Below are 14,070 nucleotides of genomic sequence, written 5' to 3'. Positions count from 1 at the left end.
CCGATCCCCGACGATGCGAGGATTCCCCTTAACCCGGATGCAGGCTAACAGAAAGACCTGAACGAAGTCGGAAGCCGAACGCGCCGTTTGCAACTTCTGCGTTAAGATTTCGGAAAGGATAACCGGCTGCGATCAGGAGGCGGTGAAGATGATCCTGTCCGCGTTCTCGTCGATGTCGATCGTCATGCCGGCCTCATTGGCCAGGAGCAGCGTGTAGTAGGCCTGAACCGAGTGGGCGTCAATCGGTTCGTCAAGGGGCGCTCCGTACTTCATCGCCGTGTAGAGCTCGTCGAACTTCGGCGACACGCGCAGCATCTTGCCGGCCACCGCGATCCGCAGAACCGGCGATTCCTCGAGGTTTTCCAGCGTCACGTCGAGCGTGCCGCCACGCGGGATGGATCCGTTGGCGATCAGGATCAGGTTGAGCAGCAGCTTGACCTTGTTCTTCGGCAGAAAGGCCCGTTCGCCGGTCCAGGTGAATTCCGGCTTTTCGCCGCGAATGTATTCGCGCGCCACGCCTTCCGCGTCTCCGGTGTCGATCTGCACGCCTGCCGAGCCGGCGGCGCCGTAGGCGATGCGGGCGAATTGAAGCCGTGCGGAGGCGTTGCGAGCGCTGGTCTTGACCAGGTCCATCGCAGCCTCGTCGGCGCCGCCTTCGTCCAGCAATTCCAGGCCGTTGTTGATCGCTCCGACCGGGGAGATGATGTCGTGGCAAACCTTGCTGCTCAGCAGCGCAGCAAGATCGGAGGGGGTCAGCGTGAAGATGGACGACATGTTGCTCTCTCCGATGTGTCGCGGCGATTCGGTTGGTTCGACTGCACGGCCCCTGTTTACCTCCAAAAGGCCTTAATGGTGCGTAAACTCTCGCTGTGTAATCTGCCAGGAAATCCAGAAGTGTCCGGAAAACGGACCGGTGTGCAAAACAGGCGATGGCGGCGAACGAAGCGGCGGTGGTGAAACGCAATCAGCGTCGAAAGGAACCGTCATGACTGAACATATCGACACGGCGTCGAAAACGCGCGGCCTGGGGCTGGCGGCGATCCATGCCGCCATCGTGGCGCTCGTCTTCGCGATCCTGGCGACGATGACGCCGGTCAAGGCGCGCGCGCAGGCGGCCGACACCTATTCCGTCCAGGAGATCATCGACGCCGGCCACACCTTCTTCGGCGCGACGTCAGGCGGAATCGCCTCCGTCGTTGAACAGATTTTCTCGCGTTACGGCCTGCCGAACGGCTACGTCCTCGGGCAGGAGGGCGCGGGCGCATTCGTCGGCGGCCTGACCTACGGTGAAGGCACGCTCTACACGAAGAATGCCGGTGACCACACGGTGTTCTGGCAGGGCCCCTCGGTCGGCTGGGACTTCGGCGCCGACGGCACACGCACCATGATGCTGGTCTATGATCTCGACAGCATTTCAGGCCTTTACGGCCGTTATGGCGGCGTTGCCGGATCGGCCTATCTGCTGGCCGGGGCAGGGTTCAACGTCCTACGGCGCGGCAACGTTCTGCTGGTGCCGGTGCGCACAGGCCTTGGTGCGCGGTTGGGTGTCTCCGTCGGCTATCTGAAGGTCACGCCGATGCCGACCTGGAACCCCTTCTAAGCCGAAACGCGACGGATCCGTCCGGTCCCGGCGGCGCGCGAAACGCCCGTTGGGACTGGATTGTTGGCCGGTTCCGTGGCAGATGCTAGCTTTCCGCCAAGGGAACAGGGTTCTTGCTCCAGTCGGTCCTCATATTCACGCTTGGTTTTCTGGCTGCCTCGCTACTGGCCTTGGTCGCGGCTCCCGCGATCTGGCGGCGTGCCGTCTATCTGACGCGCAAGCGCATCGAGGCGGCCCTGCCGCTGACAATCAACGAACTGAATGCGGAGAAGGACGCGCTGCGCGCCGAGCACGCCATGGCGATGCGGCGCCTGGAATTGCGTCTGAAGGACACGCGCGAAGTGGGGGCCAGCGAGAAACTGCTCGTCGAGGCGCAGACCGACCGCATCAAGACCTTGGAAAAGACCCTGGCGGAGGTCACGGCGCGCCGGGAGGAATTGCAGCGCCAGGTCGAGGAAACGTCGACGCGCAGCGACGAGCGGGTGACCGAATTGTCGGAGACCTCCGTGCTCCTGGAATCGACGCGCAGCGAACTCGAACTGCGCGGCGGCGAGTTGAAGGCGACCGAGCGGGAGCGCGCATATGTGACGGCGCAGTTGGAAGACGCTTCGGCAGAACTGCGCGAACTCAACGAGATGCTGAACGATCGCGAGACGCAGATCGAAGCGCTCTACGACACGATCGGCGAATTGAAGGCCACGGGTCAGGACCTTAAGCGCGAAGTGCATGAGTCCAACGAGGACGGTCAGACGATCGGCGACGCGCTGACGATTGAGCGCAAGCGGGCAGCGAAGGCCGAAGCGAAGCTGGAAGGCCTGACCGCCGAAATCGCGACGCTGCAGGAAAAGCTGCAGAACAGCAACGAGGATCGCAAGACGTTGCGCCAGCACGAGGGCGAGATCGACACCGAACTGCGCCGCATGGAAGAGCGCGCGGAGGCAGCGGAAGCGGCGAAGGCCGAGCTTGAGCAACAGTTGCAGCAAATGACGGGTCGCCTCGACGGCATGGCCGAACAACTTGGCGACGAGCGCCCGAACGAGAACGTCGAGGCCTTGCAGGAGCAGGTGGTGCGTCAGGCAGCCGAGATCTCGGCGCTGGAAACCGAACGCGACGCGATGAAGGTCGAACTCGCTGCGGCCAGCTTCGGGACGGCGGCGGGTTTTGAAGGTGGCGACGACGTCTTGCGCGAGAAGCTCAACGAACTGGCCGCCGAGGTCGTTGCCATGGCGGCGCGGCTCGAAGGGCCCGGATCGCCGATCCCGGCGCTTCTGCAGAGCGAAGGCTCTTCCCCTCAGGGCAAGGTGATCAGCCTCGCCGAACGCATCAAGGCGTTGCAGGACGCCACGAACGAACAGCGCAATCGCGCCTGACCCTCATTTCCTCATTCAAGCCGAGAAGCGGCGGTGAAGCGCGATCGCGCCGGCCGTCGCGACGTTAAGGCTGTCGAAATCCGGTGCCATCGCGATGGACAGCGTTTCGAGCCGTTCGAGCCAGGCGTCGTCCAGCCCGTGGCCTTCGCTGCCCAGAACCAGCGCCTGGCGCCTCGCTGGTCGCCAATGCGCGATATCGGTGCGGCCAGCCGGTGACAATGCGGCGACAGCAAAGCCGTTGTCGCCGAGGGCGGACACAGCCTCCTGCATCGAGGGCATCCGAAAGAACGGCACGCGCAAGACGCCGCCGACCGACACACGCACTGCCTTGCGGTAGAGCGGATCGCAGCAGCGCTCGTCGCAGATGACGGCATCGACGCCGAAGGCGGCGGCATTGCGGAAGATCGCGCCCATATTGTCATGATTGGCGATGGCCGAAAGGAGCAGCACCGTGGTCCACGATGCGGGGAAGGTGGTCGGCAGGGCGGTGATCTCGCCCGGCACCTGCGCGATCGCGAGAACGCCGCGATGCATGTGAAATCCCGCGATCGCATCCATGACCGGCTGTGCCGCGCAATAGACGGGGACGGTCTCGGGCAGGCTTTCGATCAGGTCGGCGATGCCTGTGAGGCGATTTTCCAGCACGAGCAGCGAATGGACAGGGAAGCGGTCCTGCCTGGCCAGCACCTGCAGCACGGTCTTGCCTTCGGCGATGAAATGCCCGTGCCGGCGGATCAGGTCGCGCTCGCGAATGTCGCGATAGATTTCGATCCTCTCATCGGCGGGATCGGTGACCGGCACGATCCGGGTGTCAGCCTGCATCGCGCCCTGCTTGCAGCATGAAATCGATCGCCTTGCCGGACGCTGCCTTGGTCAACGGTGAGAAATCGCCGTCGTCCAGCATGGCGGTCGTGGCGTCCACCAGCACCTGTTGCGTGGCGCGGGCGATCGCCGAGCCGACGCTGATCCGGCGTACGCCCGCAGCCTCGAAATCGGACTTCGAGTAGCGCGCGAAGCGGCCGGCGGCGAGTGCGTTGACCGGCTTCGACACGCTCTTCACGATCTGGACGAGGCTCTCCATTGTCGGGGGCAGGGGCACGTAGAGGAGATCGGCACCCGCGGCCTCGAAGGCACGGATGCGGCGGATGGCTTCATCGACGTCATAGGCGCCGTTCATGACGCCGTCGGCGCGCGCGCAGAAGACAAAGGGTCGGCCGAGAGAACGCGCCGCATCAGCGGCCGCCGCCACCCGGTCCACCGCCTGCTGGAAGGGATAGGCCGGGCTGCCGTCGATCATCATCGTGTCCTCGATCGAGCAGCCGGAGAGGCCGACTTCGCCAGCCAGCCGGACCGTTTCGGCGACACCGTCCGGGTCGTCAGCGAAGCCGTTCTCGAAATCGGCCGAGACCGGAACTGTGGTCGCGGCGACGATGGTGCCGGCATGGATCAGCGCCTCTTCGCGCGTCACATGGCCCATGTCGGGACGGCCGAGGGTGAAAGCGTAGCCTGCGCTGGTGGTCGCCAGCGCCTGCGCGCCCAGCGCCGCCATGACGCGGGCAGAGCCGATGTCCCACGGATTGGGAATGACGAAGCAGCCGCGCTTGTGCAGCGCCTCGAACTGCTGGTGCCGCAATGCAAGGGTTGTCATTGGCTGATCTCCCGTGGCTCGTTCATCCACTCGGCGATTTGCCGAGCCGTTTCCTGCGCAGAGAATCCCGTCGTGTCGATCGCGAGCGTGCGGTGGGCACCACGCTTCATGAGGCGATCCTGCCGCTCCTGGTTTCGGCGCGCCATCTCCCGGTCCTGCGGTTTGCGCTTGGCGCCGCGACCTTCGCTCGCGATCCGCCTTTCGTTCTCCTCAAGGGAGCAGCGCAGAAGCACGATCGCCATCCCGTTCCGGTCCGCCGCCAGCGCAGTCAGGCGGCCCCAGCTCTCGTCCGCCCACTCCGATCCCTCGAACGCAGCCGTCGTCATGATCATCGGCGTCTCGGCCGGCAGCGCACGGACACGTTCATGCGCGATTGCCTCGACTGCGCGCACTGTCGCGTAGAACGCCGGACTTCTGAACTCGGTCAGGGCGAAGGCGACATTGTAGACTGTGTGGGCATCGAGCAGTTTGGCGCGCAGGATGGGCGCAAGTTCGCGCGCGACCGTGAGCTTGCCCACGCCGGGCGGGCCGTTGAGGACGATCAGCATCAGTCGGTCTGCGCCGCCGTTGCACGCGCCTCGCGCGCCAGATCGACAAGAGCCCGGCGCAGTTCGCCTGCATCCATGAGTGGCGCCGGAAACCACACCCGGCTCGTCCGGTCGCCATCGACAAGGTCCATGCCTTCCGTATCGAGCGTAGCAAGGCGCCATTTGCCCGCGCCGGCCTTGCCGAAGACCTCGGCGTAGAGCGCGATCGCCTCTGCGTGATCCTCGTTCATGTGGGCGGCGGCACTTTCCTCGATCGCAGCCACGCCGGTGGTGTCTCCGAGCGGTGCGAGATCTTCGGCCGTCAGCTCATAGGCCTTGCCGAACCCGCCATTCAGGCTGGCGCGTTCGATCTCGAGGCGGAAGAAGGCGAAATCGCCGAAATCGGCATAGAGCGCGGCCTTGGGCTGGCGCGCCAGATAGCGTCGGCGCGCGCGCTTGCCTTCGTCCGTCTCCCGGTCGAGCCGGCGGGCGCGGGTGAAGAGCGTGATGCGCGGATGGGCGAGTGGATCGCCCTTGCCGGCCTCGCCGACAAGCAGCGAGCTGCGCGGATCGTCCAGCATCGGTTTGGTGTGGCCGGACAGGGCGGAAACCAGGACCAGCGGGGTTCCGTCGTAATCCGTCGCCAGCGCCACGCGGCTCGCGCCGGGAAAACCGGTTTCGTGGTTGATGACGGCCAGGGCGCCGTAGCGGTTGGTGGCGATGAGGGTCCTGGCGAGGCGGATAGCCTCGGCGTCGGTCTCGCGGATAACCTGCTTCGGCTTGTCTGCGGCCGGTTGTGGGGCGTCCATGACGTTCGGTCCTTGATCTGTTGATTGCTCGGTCCGGCGCATGGCCGCTTGCGCCGAATGCGGTTATGTCATCGAAATCGGGACAGCGAAAGGCGGGCCGGAGCGCCATGGCCAAACTCTATTTCCACTACGCGACGATGAACGCCGGCAAGTCGACCATGCTGCTGCAGGCGTCCCACAATTACCGCGAGCGGGGTATGCACACGCTCTTGTTCGTGGCCGGCCATTATCGCAAGGAGAGCGATCTCGGCTACATCTCCTCGCGTGTCGGGCTCGAATCGGACGCCGAGATGTTCCGCGACGGCGACGACCTTTTCGGCCGGATCGACGAGCATCATCGCTCCAGGACCACGCAATGCGTCTTCGTCGACGAGGCGCAGTTCCTCCAGGACGAGCAGGTCTGGCAGCTGGCACGGGTGGTCGACCGCCTCGACATCCCGGTCATGTGCTACGGGCTGCGCACGGATTTCCAGGGCAACCTCTTCTCCGGTTCGCAGGCGCTGCTGGCGCTCGCCGACGAATTGCGCGAGGTGCGCACGATCTGCCGCTGCGGGCGCAAGGCGACGATGGTCGTGCGCATCGGACCGGACGGCAAGGTCGCGCGTCAGGGCGACCAGGTGGCCATCGGCAAGGACGCCTATGTCTCGCTCTGCCGGCGGCACTGGGAGGAGGAGATGGGCCGCGTGGATGCCGAAGACCTGATCGGCTTCGCCAAGCGATAGGCCTGCCGCCCGGGCCTCATGGCCCTGTTTTGCGCGCGTAAGCGCCCGCTTATATCCGAACCGATAAGCCGAAAGCCCGTTTCGAAGCGCTGCTTTCCCGGCGACATCCTTCCCCGCGTGCCGACGGAGCGTCCGTCGCGCCGCACTTCAAACCATGGAAGGAAATACCGAATGCGCAAGATCATCCTCACCGCCGCCGCCGTCCTCGTCGCCATGCCCGCTTTCGCGCAAGGCCTGATGCAGGGCGACATGCTTGGCCACGACCTCGACCAGGTCAAAGCGAAGCTCGTCGAAATGGGCTACGAGGTTCGCAAGGGCGAAATGGAGGACGGCATGATCGAAGTCTATTTCGTCAAGGACAAGACTATGGGCGAGGTCTATGTCGACGGCGCCTCCGGCAAGATCACCAAGCTCAGCATGAAGTGAGCCGGTGATGGACGCCACATCAACACGGGGTGCCGGCGATGCCGGCATCCAGGTCATTCCGGTCTGGGATCCTCTGGTCCGGATGATCCACTGGTCGCTGGTCGCGGTGATCGTCCTGAACGGTTTCGTCACCGATCCCGAAAACAGGCTGCATGAATATGTCGGCTATGCCGCGCTCGGGCTTGTCGTGCTTCGATTGGTCTGGGGGCTGATCGGGCCGCGTCACGCCCGGTTCACGGCTTTTCCACCAAATCCGGTTGCGGCGCTGCGTCACATTCGCGACACGGTTTCCGGCCGTAATCTTCTGCATCTGTCGCACAATCCGCTGGGCGCTTTGATGGTCTACAATATCTGGGCGACCGTCCTTGTGCTCTGCGCCACGGGCATCATGATGGGAACGATCCGCTTTTTCGGACTGGATTGGGTGAAGGAGGTGCATGAAGTCGCGTTCTCGTGGCTGATGGCATCCGTCGCCTTGCACCTGATCGGCGTCTTCGCCGAGACCTGGATGAGCGGCGTTCCGCTGGTGCGTGCGATGATCGACGGACGCAAACGGGTGCCGGCGGGCCGGGAGACGGAATGAGCAGCATCGGCTTGATCGGACTTCAGAGCAAACGGCGGGCTTACATGCTCGCCGTTCTCATCGTGGCGAATGTGATGTGCACCGTCTTCTTCGCCATGGATGTCATTGCCGATATCGAATCCTTCGGCAGCGGCGAGGCCTCGCATCTGATGGTCGAAGCCGTGGCGGCCATCGTCCTTGTCGTCGGAACGGGGTTCATGCTGTTCGAGTTGCGCAGGATTCTGCAGCGCAACGCGTCGATGGAAATCGGCCTGCGCGCCGCACGCGGCGACATGCAGGCCCTGATCGACGGCTTCTTTTCCGAATGGCGCCTTTCGGATGCCGAGCGCGACGTCGCGCTCCTGTTGCTCAAGGGGCTCGACAATGATTCGATCGCCTCGATCCGCGGGACCGCGAGCGGCACCGTCCGGGCGCAATGCGCGCGCATCTACGCCAAGGCGGGGGTCGACGGGCGGTCGCAATTGATGAGCGTCTTCATGGAGGAACTGCTCGGCGAGCCGCTGGCGAAACGCGGCGATGCCGGGGCCTTGCAGGTGGCCTGATCGCGCTGCGGTGCTTCCGCTGCGTCTGTCCGTGCAATGCAATACTTCAAATCGAAACAGTCAGAGTCTATATCCGATGGGTCCGTGGACGGCAGGACGGACGTTTGGGCCGGGCTGAAGGAGAGGCTTTGATGGCGACTTTGCAGAATTTTGACGCCGAGATCGAGAAGACGAAGCAGGTCGTTGACGAGATGCGCTCGAAGATCGAGCAGTCCGGCACTGTCCTCGACAAGTTCGCCAAGGCCGACAAGGCCATCGGCGACGCCGATTTCGACATCGAGAATGCCCGCATTCAGGACGTCCTGAAACAGCAGAAGGTGATGGAGGGCAACATCGCCGACCTGATCATCGGGTTGGAGGACGCGACGAACGTCTTCGGTTCCGAGTTCGAATCGATGAAATCCTATTCCGGCGTCGAGAAGCTGATCGGCATGTTCTCGAAGCAGCGGATGCAGCGTATGCGCACCGAGCGCGTCCGCAACATGTCGTTGGCGGGCAATCTGCAGGAACTGCTGGCGAAGTCCGACATGATCGTCGGCATTCTGAGCAACCAGAAGGACATTCTGGACACGCGCTACGCAACCTCCGAGGAGAGCCTGCGCAACGTGATCGAACGGCGCAAGTCGACGATGGAGGAGCTGGAGGCCACGCAGAAGCGCATCGAGGAACTGAACCCGATGCTGCTCGATCTGGAAAACAAGATCGCGGCTTCCACCAACCAGAAGGATCGCACGGAACTGGAGGGCGAGCGTTCCCAGCTTGCGACCGAATACAACGAGAAGCAGGCCAAGGAGCAGACGCTGCTGGCCGAGAGCCAGACGCTGGAACGCTACACCTCCATGTTCCAGACCTTCGTCGATTCGCTGAACAACCAGATCGCCGCCCAGCAGACGCTGATCAACAAGCTCACCATCGACACCGAACAGCGCATCGTTCTCTACAAGTCGCTGGAGGATTCGCTGAAGACGGCCGCCCAGCAGGATGTTGCCCACAAGATCAACACGCTGGGTAGCCAGGTCGATACCGCGGCCGAGACGACGATGGCCGGCATCGGCGCGGCGTCGCAGTCGCACATCGCCGACCTTCTCGAGATGCACGAGAAGAACATGGTCGCCACCCAGGACATCCAGCGGCGCAAGAAGCTGGCCGACGAGGCCTTCGCGCGGCGCTTCGACGAGGTGATGCAGAAGCACGACTCCGCCAACTACGTGCGCCAGTGACCGCGGCTCGCGGGACGGCTGAGCGACCATGACGACGATGCCGCAGGACACGCCTGTCGATCGCTATTTCGCCTCGATTCGCGCCGCGCTCGACGGGCTCGACATCTTCCTGCGCGACGACCGGTCGCCGCTCTATCGCCACGCGCTCGTCGCGCAAGTCGTCAGCGGCTATGTGGAGCGGCTTGAGGCGTCCTTCGCCTGCTGGCGCAATCATCTTGACTACGCCAAGTCTTTCCGCATCTCGCGTGCGGAAAGCGGGTTTCCGGTGTTCCAGAACGTCCTGGAGCTGGAGAACGACCGGCGGACCGCCAAGGCGCGGCTTGCCGAGATCCCCGAGGCGGACACGCTGCGCGAGGAGATGGCGGACTTCATCCTGCGCCACAAGGCCTTTCCGAAGGACCTGCAGCAATCCATGGCCGAACGGCTCTATCTGGAGCGGGTGCAGGAGGGGAACGTCTTTTCGCCGCTGGTGCTGCCCGAGACGATCAAGGTCTCGGTCAATCCGAAGACCATGCGGCCCTATTACATGGTCCATTGGGGTGCCTTCGACGGCTCCTCCAACCTGCCGCTCGTCTACACCGTGATGGTCGAGGATTCGTCGCCGGACATCGTCAAGATGCTGGTGACTAAGGACGGCAAGCTGAACGGTTCGGTCAACATACCGCTGCCCGTGGGCGGGCTTTTGAACCCGACGCTGGCGCGCAGTTTCGACGCCTTCGTCGAGCGCAATTCCGCCTATTCGCTGTCGCCGTCGACGATCGCCACGAACATGGACAAGGACTTCGACGAACTGCACCCCAAGCAGTTGCGTCGCATCGTCTTGGGGCCCTTCTATTCGGCGGGCATCACGGAACACAATCGGCGGGTGAACGACGTGCTGGAGAAGGTCGCCAACCCGGCCAATGCCTGGCTGCTGACATGGACGATCCAGGACATCTATTCCAAGACCGAACGGCCGGCGCGCAGGGGGCTGTGGTCGTCGGAGCCGGCGCGCGAGGAATTCCACATCGAGACGGACGACCTCGAAGCGGCGCGGACCGGCGTATCGGCCTACGAAAAACACGCGCTGATCCCGCATGAATCCTATCAGGCGCTCTATGCGGCGGGCGAGACGGAAAGCGTGTTCGCCGGTTACCAGACGCACATCATCTCCGGCGGAGAGGTGATCAGCGATGTGTGACAAGTGCGATGCCGATCTGATGATGTATGGCGCGGTGCGGGCAGGATTTAGCTGCAGCGACGTCACGCCGGATCTGCTGGCAGAAGAACATAACGGCATCCCGCGCTTCGCGAGCCGGAAGACGGCAGCGTTTCGGGCGGTGCCCGTCGAGGACGATGCGGACGGTGAGAATGGCGGGGCTGACGCGCAAGCGGGACCGGGCGAGTGACGCAACGAGGCGGCGGTAGGAGCGAGTGATGGATATCGGCCTGACACGCATCGACGAGGAGGATATCGCGCGGCATCGCGCGACGGCGCAGTCGCTCGTCACGCGCATCATCGTGATGGAGGAGGCCGGCGGGCGGTCAGACACCGCGCTGGCGGGAACCGGGCGGCGCTTCGTCTCCACGGTCTCGACCGGGGGGATGCGGCGCACGCGCGAGGTGGAGCTGGCAAAACAGATCGGCGCGATCCGCCCGGACGATCCGATGCTGACGCCGGTGCAGCACAATTTGCTCTTCCGGACCCGGCGCGGAATCGCGATCGCCCTGGCCGTCGCGGAGGTCTTTGCGCGGCAGACCGAATTGGAGACGCTTCAGGCGCGGAACCTTTCGTCGCCGCTGCAGGGTGACGAGGCGGTGCGCTTCAAGGCGTTGATCAACGCCTCGGCCTATATCTCCGCTTTCACGCTGGCCGCCTATCTCCTGCAGATGCTGGATGGCGGCACGGAACCGGTCAGCGATCCCGAAGAGCCTGATTTCCTCTTCGACACGGCGCAGGACGCGGTGAAATCGCTGGTTGCCGGGCTTGCGAAGTCGATCGACGGGGCTGCCGACGAGACGACCATGCTGCAGCGGGCGAAGGCCTTCGCGCGAGTCGCCGTTGACGGACTGCTCGGACGGCGTGGCCGCTTCACGGGTCTCGGCGCCTTCGAGGACAGCCATATCCGCATCGAGGCCGACGACTTCACCATCAACGGTTTCGATGTCGCGCCCGGTCAGCGCCGCAAGCCGCTGGTGATGCAGTTCAAGAAGCCCAACGAGATCATCGGCAACCACATCGCCAAATACCAGGCGACCAAGCTCGCCAAGATGCTGGTCGCCTATGACTTCGAAAGGCAGCTCAATCCCTTCGTCGATCTGGGCGGATTCCTGTTCACCTTCATCGGCGACGGCGCGCCGGGCACCGGCAAGACGATCCTGATCCAGATGATCGCCGGGCTGATCAACGACTACTGCACGATCGCCGGCTATCCGTTCCACTACGAGAATTTCGGCGTCGATCAGATCTCCTCCTACCAGGGCAAGTCGGGCCAGAACTGCAAAGAGTTCGTCAACACGATCGTCAACCCGAAGGCGATCGGCTTCGGGACGGTGGACGACATAGACCAGGTGGCGGCGAAACGGTCCGACGACCGCGCGTCCGCGGGCCAGCACGAGGTGACGGCCGTGCTGATGGAGAGTTTCGCCGGCGCGACGACCGTGGTGCGCGGCAATTGCTCCTTCGGCATGTTCTCCAACTATCCCGAGAACGTCGATGACGCGTTGCGTCAGCGGGCCGGGGCGCGCTGGCTGGTGGACGGGCCGCAGAGCGAGGACGACTATGTCGACATCTTCGTGCTTCTCGCCGGCAAGAATCATTCGATCCCGCTCGGCGACCATGAACTCTATGCGGCGCAGGCGATCAAGAAGGCCGTCACCGCCGCCTATGAAGGCCATGACCGGCCGAAGGAGGACGGCCTGCTCGCCGTCTACGAGCGTTTCATGGAAGAGCGCGGCGAACCGACAACCATGGCCGATGTCGGGGACTATCTGCACCGCATCAAGGTGGCCGAGCCGCGCTTTACCGGCCGCGCGATCAAGAACATCACCGACGCGATCAAGATGCGGGCGATGGACATCGACCTGCCGGACGAGTGGTTCGAGACGCCCGACGCCTTCATGCACAAGTCCTATGACGACAAGAAAGCGATGATTGAGGAACTGCGCGGTCCGTTCACGATGGCGATGGTGATGCAGGAGATCAACCGCTACGCCGACTCGGAGTTCCGCTACACCGACAAGTCGGACCAGGCCGCCGTCGATACGATGATCCGCAACGAGCGCTTGCGCGAGCGGGCCGCGAAGGAGATCGCCGCGTTGAAGGCGAGGGGGCTGTGGAACGGCGCATCATGAAACGCCTCTACGACACCGAACTGATCTACGGCCGGCTTCTCGCCGTCTCCCAGCCGCATCTGATCGAGCGCTACAACAAGGCGCTGAAGGCGTTCGGGCTGCCGGAGACGCATCTGGAACTGTTCGAGATCGACAAGACCGGGTTCTCGCCGCAGGTCGCCGAAGAGTTCGGCGATCCGGACTATCTCGATCCGAACGGCATCAATCGCCGTTTCATCATCCTGACGCCGGCGCAGGCGACGCTGCCGGTGGTCCACACCTGCTTCTCCAACACCGAGGCGCTGGTCTACGAGTTCTACAACGCCAATTCGCGCGCCATCCAGGCGCTGACGATCAAGGACGTGATCTATGGCGAGATCGAGGACAACGTCACCACGGTCGAGGACATCGAGGACCTGCTGTCGATCGAGCAGGTCGAGTTCAAGGTGCTGTCGGCCGACGACGTGCTCGGCAAGGCGGCCGAATTGCGGGTTCTGGTCGATCGGCTGAAGACGGAACCGAACGCATGGCGCGACGACGCCATGCTCAACCGGATGGTCGACCTTTCCAAGGTCGCCGGCGACATCCGTGAAAACCGGCTGGTGCCCGACAAGGTGGTGTTCCGGCACGACGCCTTCTGGACCAGCCATTTCGGCGGCTGCTACGTCTTCAATGACGAGCGGACGACGACGGTGATCTGCGATCCGGAGGCTCCGGGCTTTCGCCGGTCGCGGCCGTGGCAGGTCGCCTATATCCCGATCGGCGACGCGTCGCGGGTCTACGCCTTTCTCGCCGAGACGGGCCGGCTCGACCCGCCGCGCGCTTCCTGGCTGGAGCCGTCGGGCTTCCTGGAGCACCGCGCCCAGATGGCCATTCGCGGGCTGTTGCGGAAGGCCGCGCCGGAGACCGACCTCAGCCGCATGGACGCGGTCTGGCTGCAGACCTGGATGCACCGCAATGTCAGCCTCATCAATGAGGACGGCGCCTATCCGTTCCTGAATTCGGTCAAGCGCGACATCGCCCAGTCCGGGCATGTCGACATTCGCGACGTCCGGGACCGGTTCCGCTTCCTGCTGGCGCGCGCCAAGCCGGATCACAAGGACGCCTGGCTGACCAACCGGCTGATCACCGAATATGTGCCGAGCGACTTCGTGTCGCGTTATGTTTTCAACAAACAGGGCTTCTATGAAGACTATGCCGGCTATGACGAGAATTACCGGCAGCATGTTGTTGACACGCTGAAGACCACTTACCTGACCGACAAGGCGGCTTTCCGAAAGCGGCTCTACGGTCTTTGACCTGCCACGAGGG

16 protein-coding genes are annotated in these 14,070 nt (G+C 63.8%); 11 read left to right on the top strand and 5 right to left on the bottom strand.

Going from position 1 to position 14,070, the window contains the following annotated elements:
- Positions 1-132: 132 nt before the first annotated feature.
- Complete coding sequence (locus MRY80_RS05290) at positions 133-774, bottom strand: histidine phosphotransferase family protein (protein WP_293288756.1); 642 nt, start codon at positions 772-774, stop codon at positions 133-135.
- A 310-nt stretch (positions 775-1,084) separates the two neighbouring features.
- Between MRY80_RS05290 and MRY80_RS05285 the strand changes: the two genes are divergently transcribed.
- Together MRY80_RS05285 and MRY80_RS05280 are read left to right on the top strand one after the other, a co-directional pair.
- A complete protein-coding gene (locus MRY80_RS05285; RefSeq protein ID WP_293289617.1) occupies positions 1,085-1,600 on the top strand; it encodes an EipA family protein in 516 nt (171 codons plus the stop codon).
- 113 nt (positions 1,601-1,713) lie between these two features.
- Positions 1,714-2,970, top strand: coding sequence for a hypothetical protein (locus MRY80_RS05280; protein ID WP_293288754.1), 1,257 nt, complete (start codon positions 1,714-1,716; stop codon positions 2,968-2,970).
- 15 nt (positions 2,971-2,985) lie between these two features.
- On the opposite strand, the gene MRY80_RS05275 is transcribed toward MRY80_RS05280, so the two are convergent.
- The 4 genes from MRY80_RS05275 to MRY80_RS05260 are packed head-to-tail and all read right to left on the bottom strand — an operon-like array spanning position 2,986 to position 5,954.
- Positions 2,986-3,792, bottom strand: coding sequence for an RNA methyltransferase (locus MRY80_RS05275; RefSeq protein WP_293288752.1), 807 nt, complete (start codon positions 3,790-3,792; stop codon positions 2,986-2,988).
- Positions 3,782-4,618 (bottom strand): isocitrate lyase/phosphoenolpyruvate mutase family protein, encoded by an 837-nt coding sequence (locus tag MRY80_RS05270; protein ID WP_293288750.1) that lies wholly within the window; start codon positions 4,616-4,618, stop codon positions 3,782-3,784. Before MRY80_RS05270 ends, MRY80_RS05275 begins: the two co-directional genes overlap by 11 nt.
- On the bottom strand, positions 4,615-5,166 hold the full coding sequence (locus MRY80_RS05265; protein ID WP_293288749.1) for an AAA family ATPase: 552 nt from the start codon (positions 5,164-5,166) through the stop codon (positions 4,615-4,617). Before MRY80_RS05265 ends, MRY80_RS05270 begins: the two co-directional genes overlap by 4 nt.
- Entirely contained in the window at positions 5,166-5,954 is a 789-nt protein-coding gene (locus MRY80_RS05260) for a HugZ family protein (protein ID WP_293288747.1), read from the bottom strand. The genes MRY80_RS05265 and MRY80_RS05260 overlap by 1 nt, the downstream gene beginning before the upstream one ends.
- 107 nt (positions 5,955-6,061) lie before the next feature.
- Here MRY80_RS05260 and MRY80_RS05255 point away from each other — a divergent pair, with 107 nt between their 5' ends.
- The 9 genes from MRY80_RS05255 to MRY80_RS05215 all read left to right on the top strand — a co-directional run bounded on the left by MRY80_RS05255 (position 6,062) and on the right by MRY80_RS05215 (position 14,057).
- Positions 6,062-6,676, top strand: coding sequence for a thymidine kinase (locus MRY80_RS05255; RefSeq protein ID WP_293288745.1), 615 nt, complete (start codon positions 6,062-6,064; stop codon positions 6,674-6,676).
- Positions 6,677-6,847: 171 nt separating this feature from the next.
- On the top strand, positions 6,848-7,102 hold the full coding sequence (locus tag MRY80_RS05250) for a PepSY domain-containing protein (RefSeq protein WP_293288743.1): 255 nt from the start codon (positions 6,848-6,850) through the stop codon (positions 7,100-7,102).
- Between the two features lie 7 nt (positions 7,103-7,109).
- Entirely contained in the window at positions 7,110-7,685 is a 576-nt protein-coding gene (locus tag MRY80_RS05245) for a cytochrome b/b6 domain-containing protein (protein ID WP_293288741.1), read from the top strand.
- Positions 7,682-8,227 carry a LuxR C-terminal-related transcriptional regulator gene (locus MRY80_RS05240; protein WP_293288739.1) on the top strand — a complete coding sequence of 182 codons (546 nt, stop codon included), beginning with the start codon at positions 7,682-7,684 and terminating at the stop codon, positions 8,225-8,227. The genes MRY80_RS05245 and MRY80_RS05240 overlap by 4 nt, the downstream gene beginning before the upstream one ends.
- Before the next feature lie 131 nt (positions 8,228-8,358).
- Positions 8,359-9,447 (top strand): hypothetical protein, encoded by a 1,089-nt coding sequence (locus tag MRY80_RS05235; RefSeq protein ID WP_293288737.1) that lies wholly within the window; start codon positions 8,359-8,361, stop codon positions 9,445-9,447.
- Positions 9,448-9,484: 37 nt separating this feature from the next.
- Positions 9,485-10,627, top strand: coding sequence for a hypothetical protein (locus MRY80_RS05230; protein WP_293289615.1), 1,143 nt, complete (start codon positions 9,485-9,487; stop codon positions 10,625-10,627).
- Positions 10,620-10,835 carry a hypothetical protein gene (locus MRY80_RS05225; protein ID WP_293288735.1) on the top strand — a complete coding sequence of 72 codons (216 nt, stop codon included), beginning with the start codon at positions 10,620-10,622 and terminating at the stop codon, positions 10,833-10,835. Before MRY80_RS05230 ends, MRY80_RS05225 begins: the two co-directional genes overlap by 8 nt.
- A gap of 28 nt (positions 10,836-10,863) precedes the next feature.
- Complete coding sequence (locus MRY80_RS05220; protein ID WP_293288733.1) at positions 10,864-12,780, top strand: AAA family ATPase; 1,917 nt, start codon at positions 10,864-10,866, stop codon at positions 12,778-12,780.
- Positions 12,777-14,057, top strand: a complete 1,281-nt coding sequence (locus tag MRY80_RS05215) for a DUF6638 family protein (protein WP_293288731.1) — start codon at positions 12,777-12,779, stop codon at positions 14,055-14,057. Before MRY80_RS05220 ends, MRY80_RS05215 begins: the two co-directional genes overlap by 4 nt.
- The last annotated feature ends 13 nt before the right edge of the window (positions 14,058-14,070 follow it).

It is taken from the genome of Oricola sp. (assembly GCF_022763245.1).
In the GTDB taxonomy this organism is placed as follows: Bacteria; Pseudomonadota; Alphaproteobacteria; order Rhizobiales; family Rhizobiaceae; genus Oricola.
Note: the sequence above shows the minus strand (reverse complement) of the source record. Positions and strands in the feature narration are given on the sequence as shown.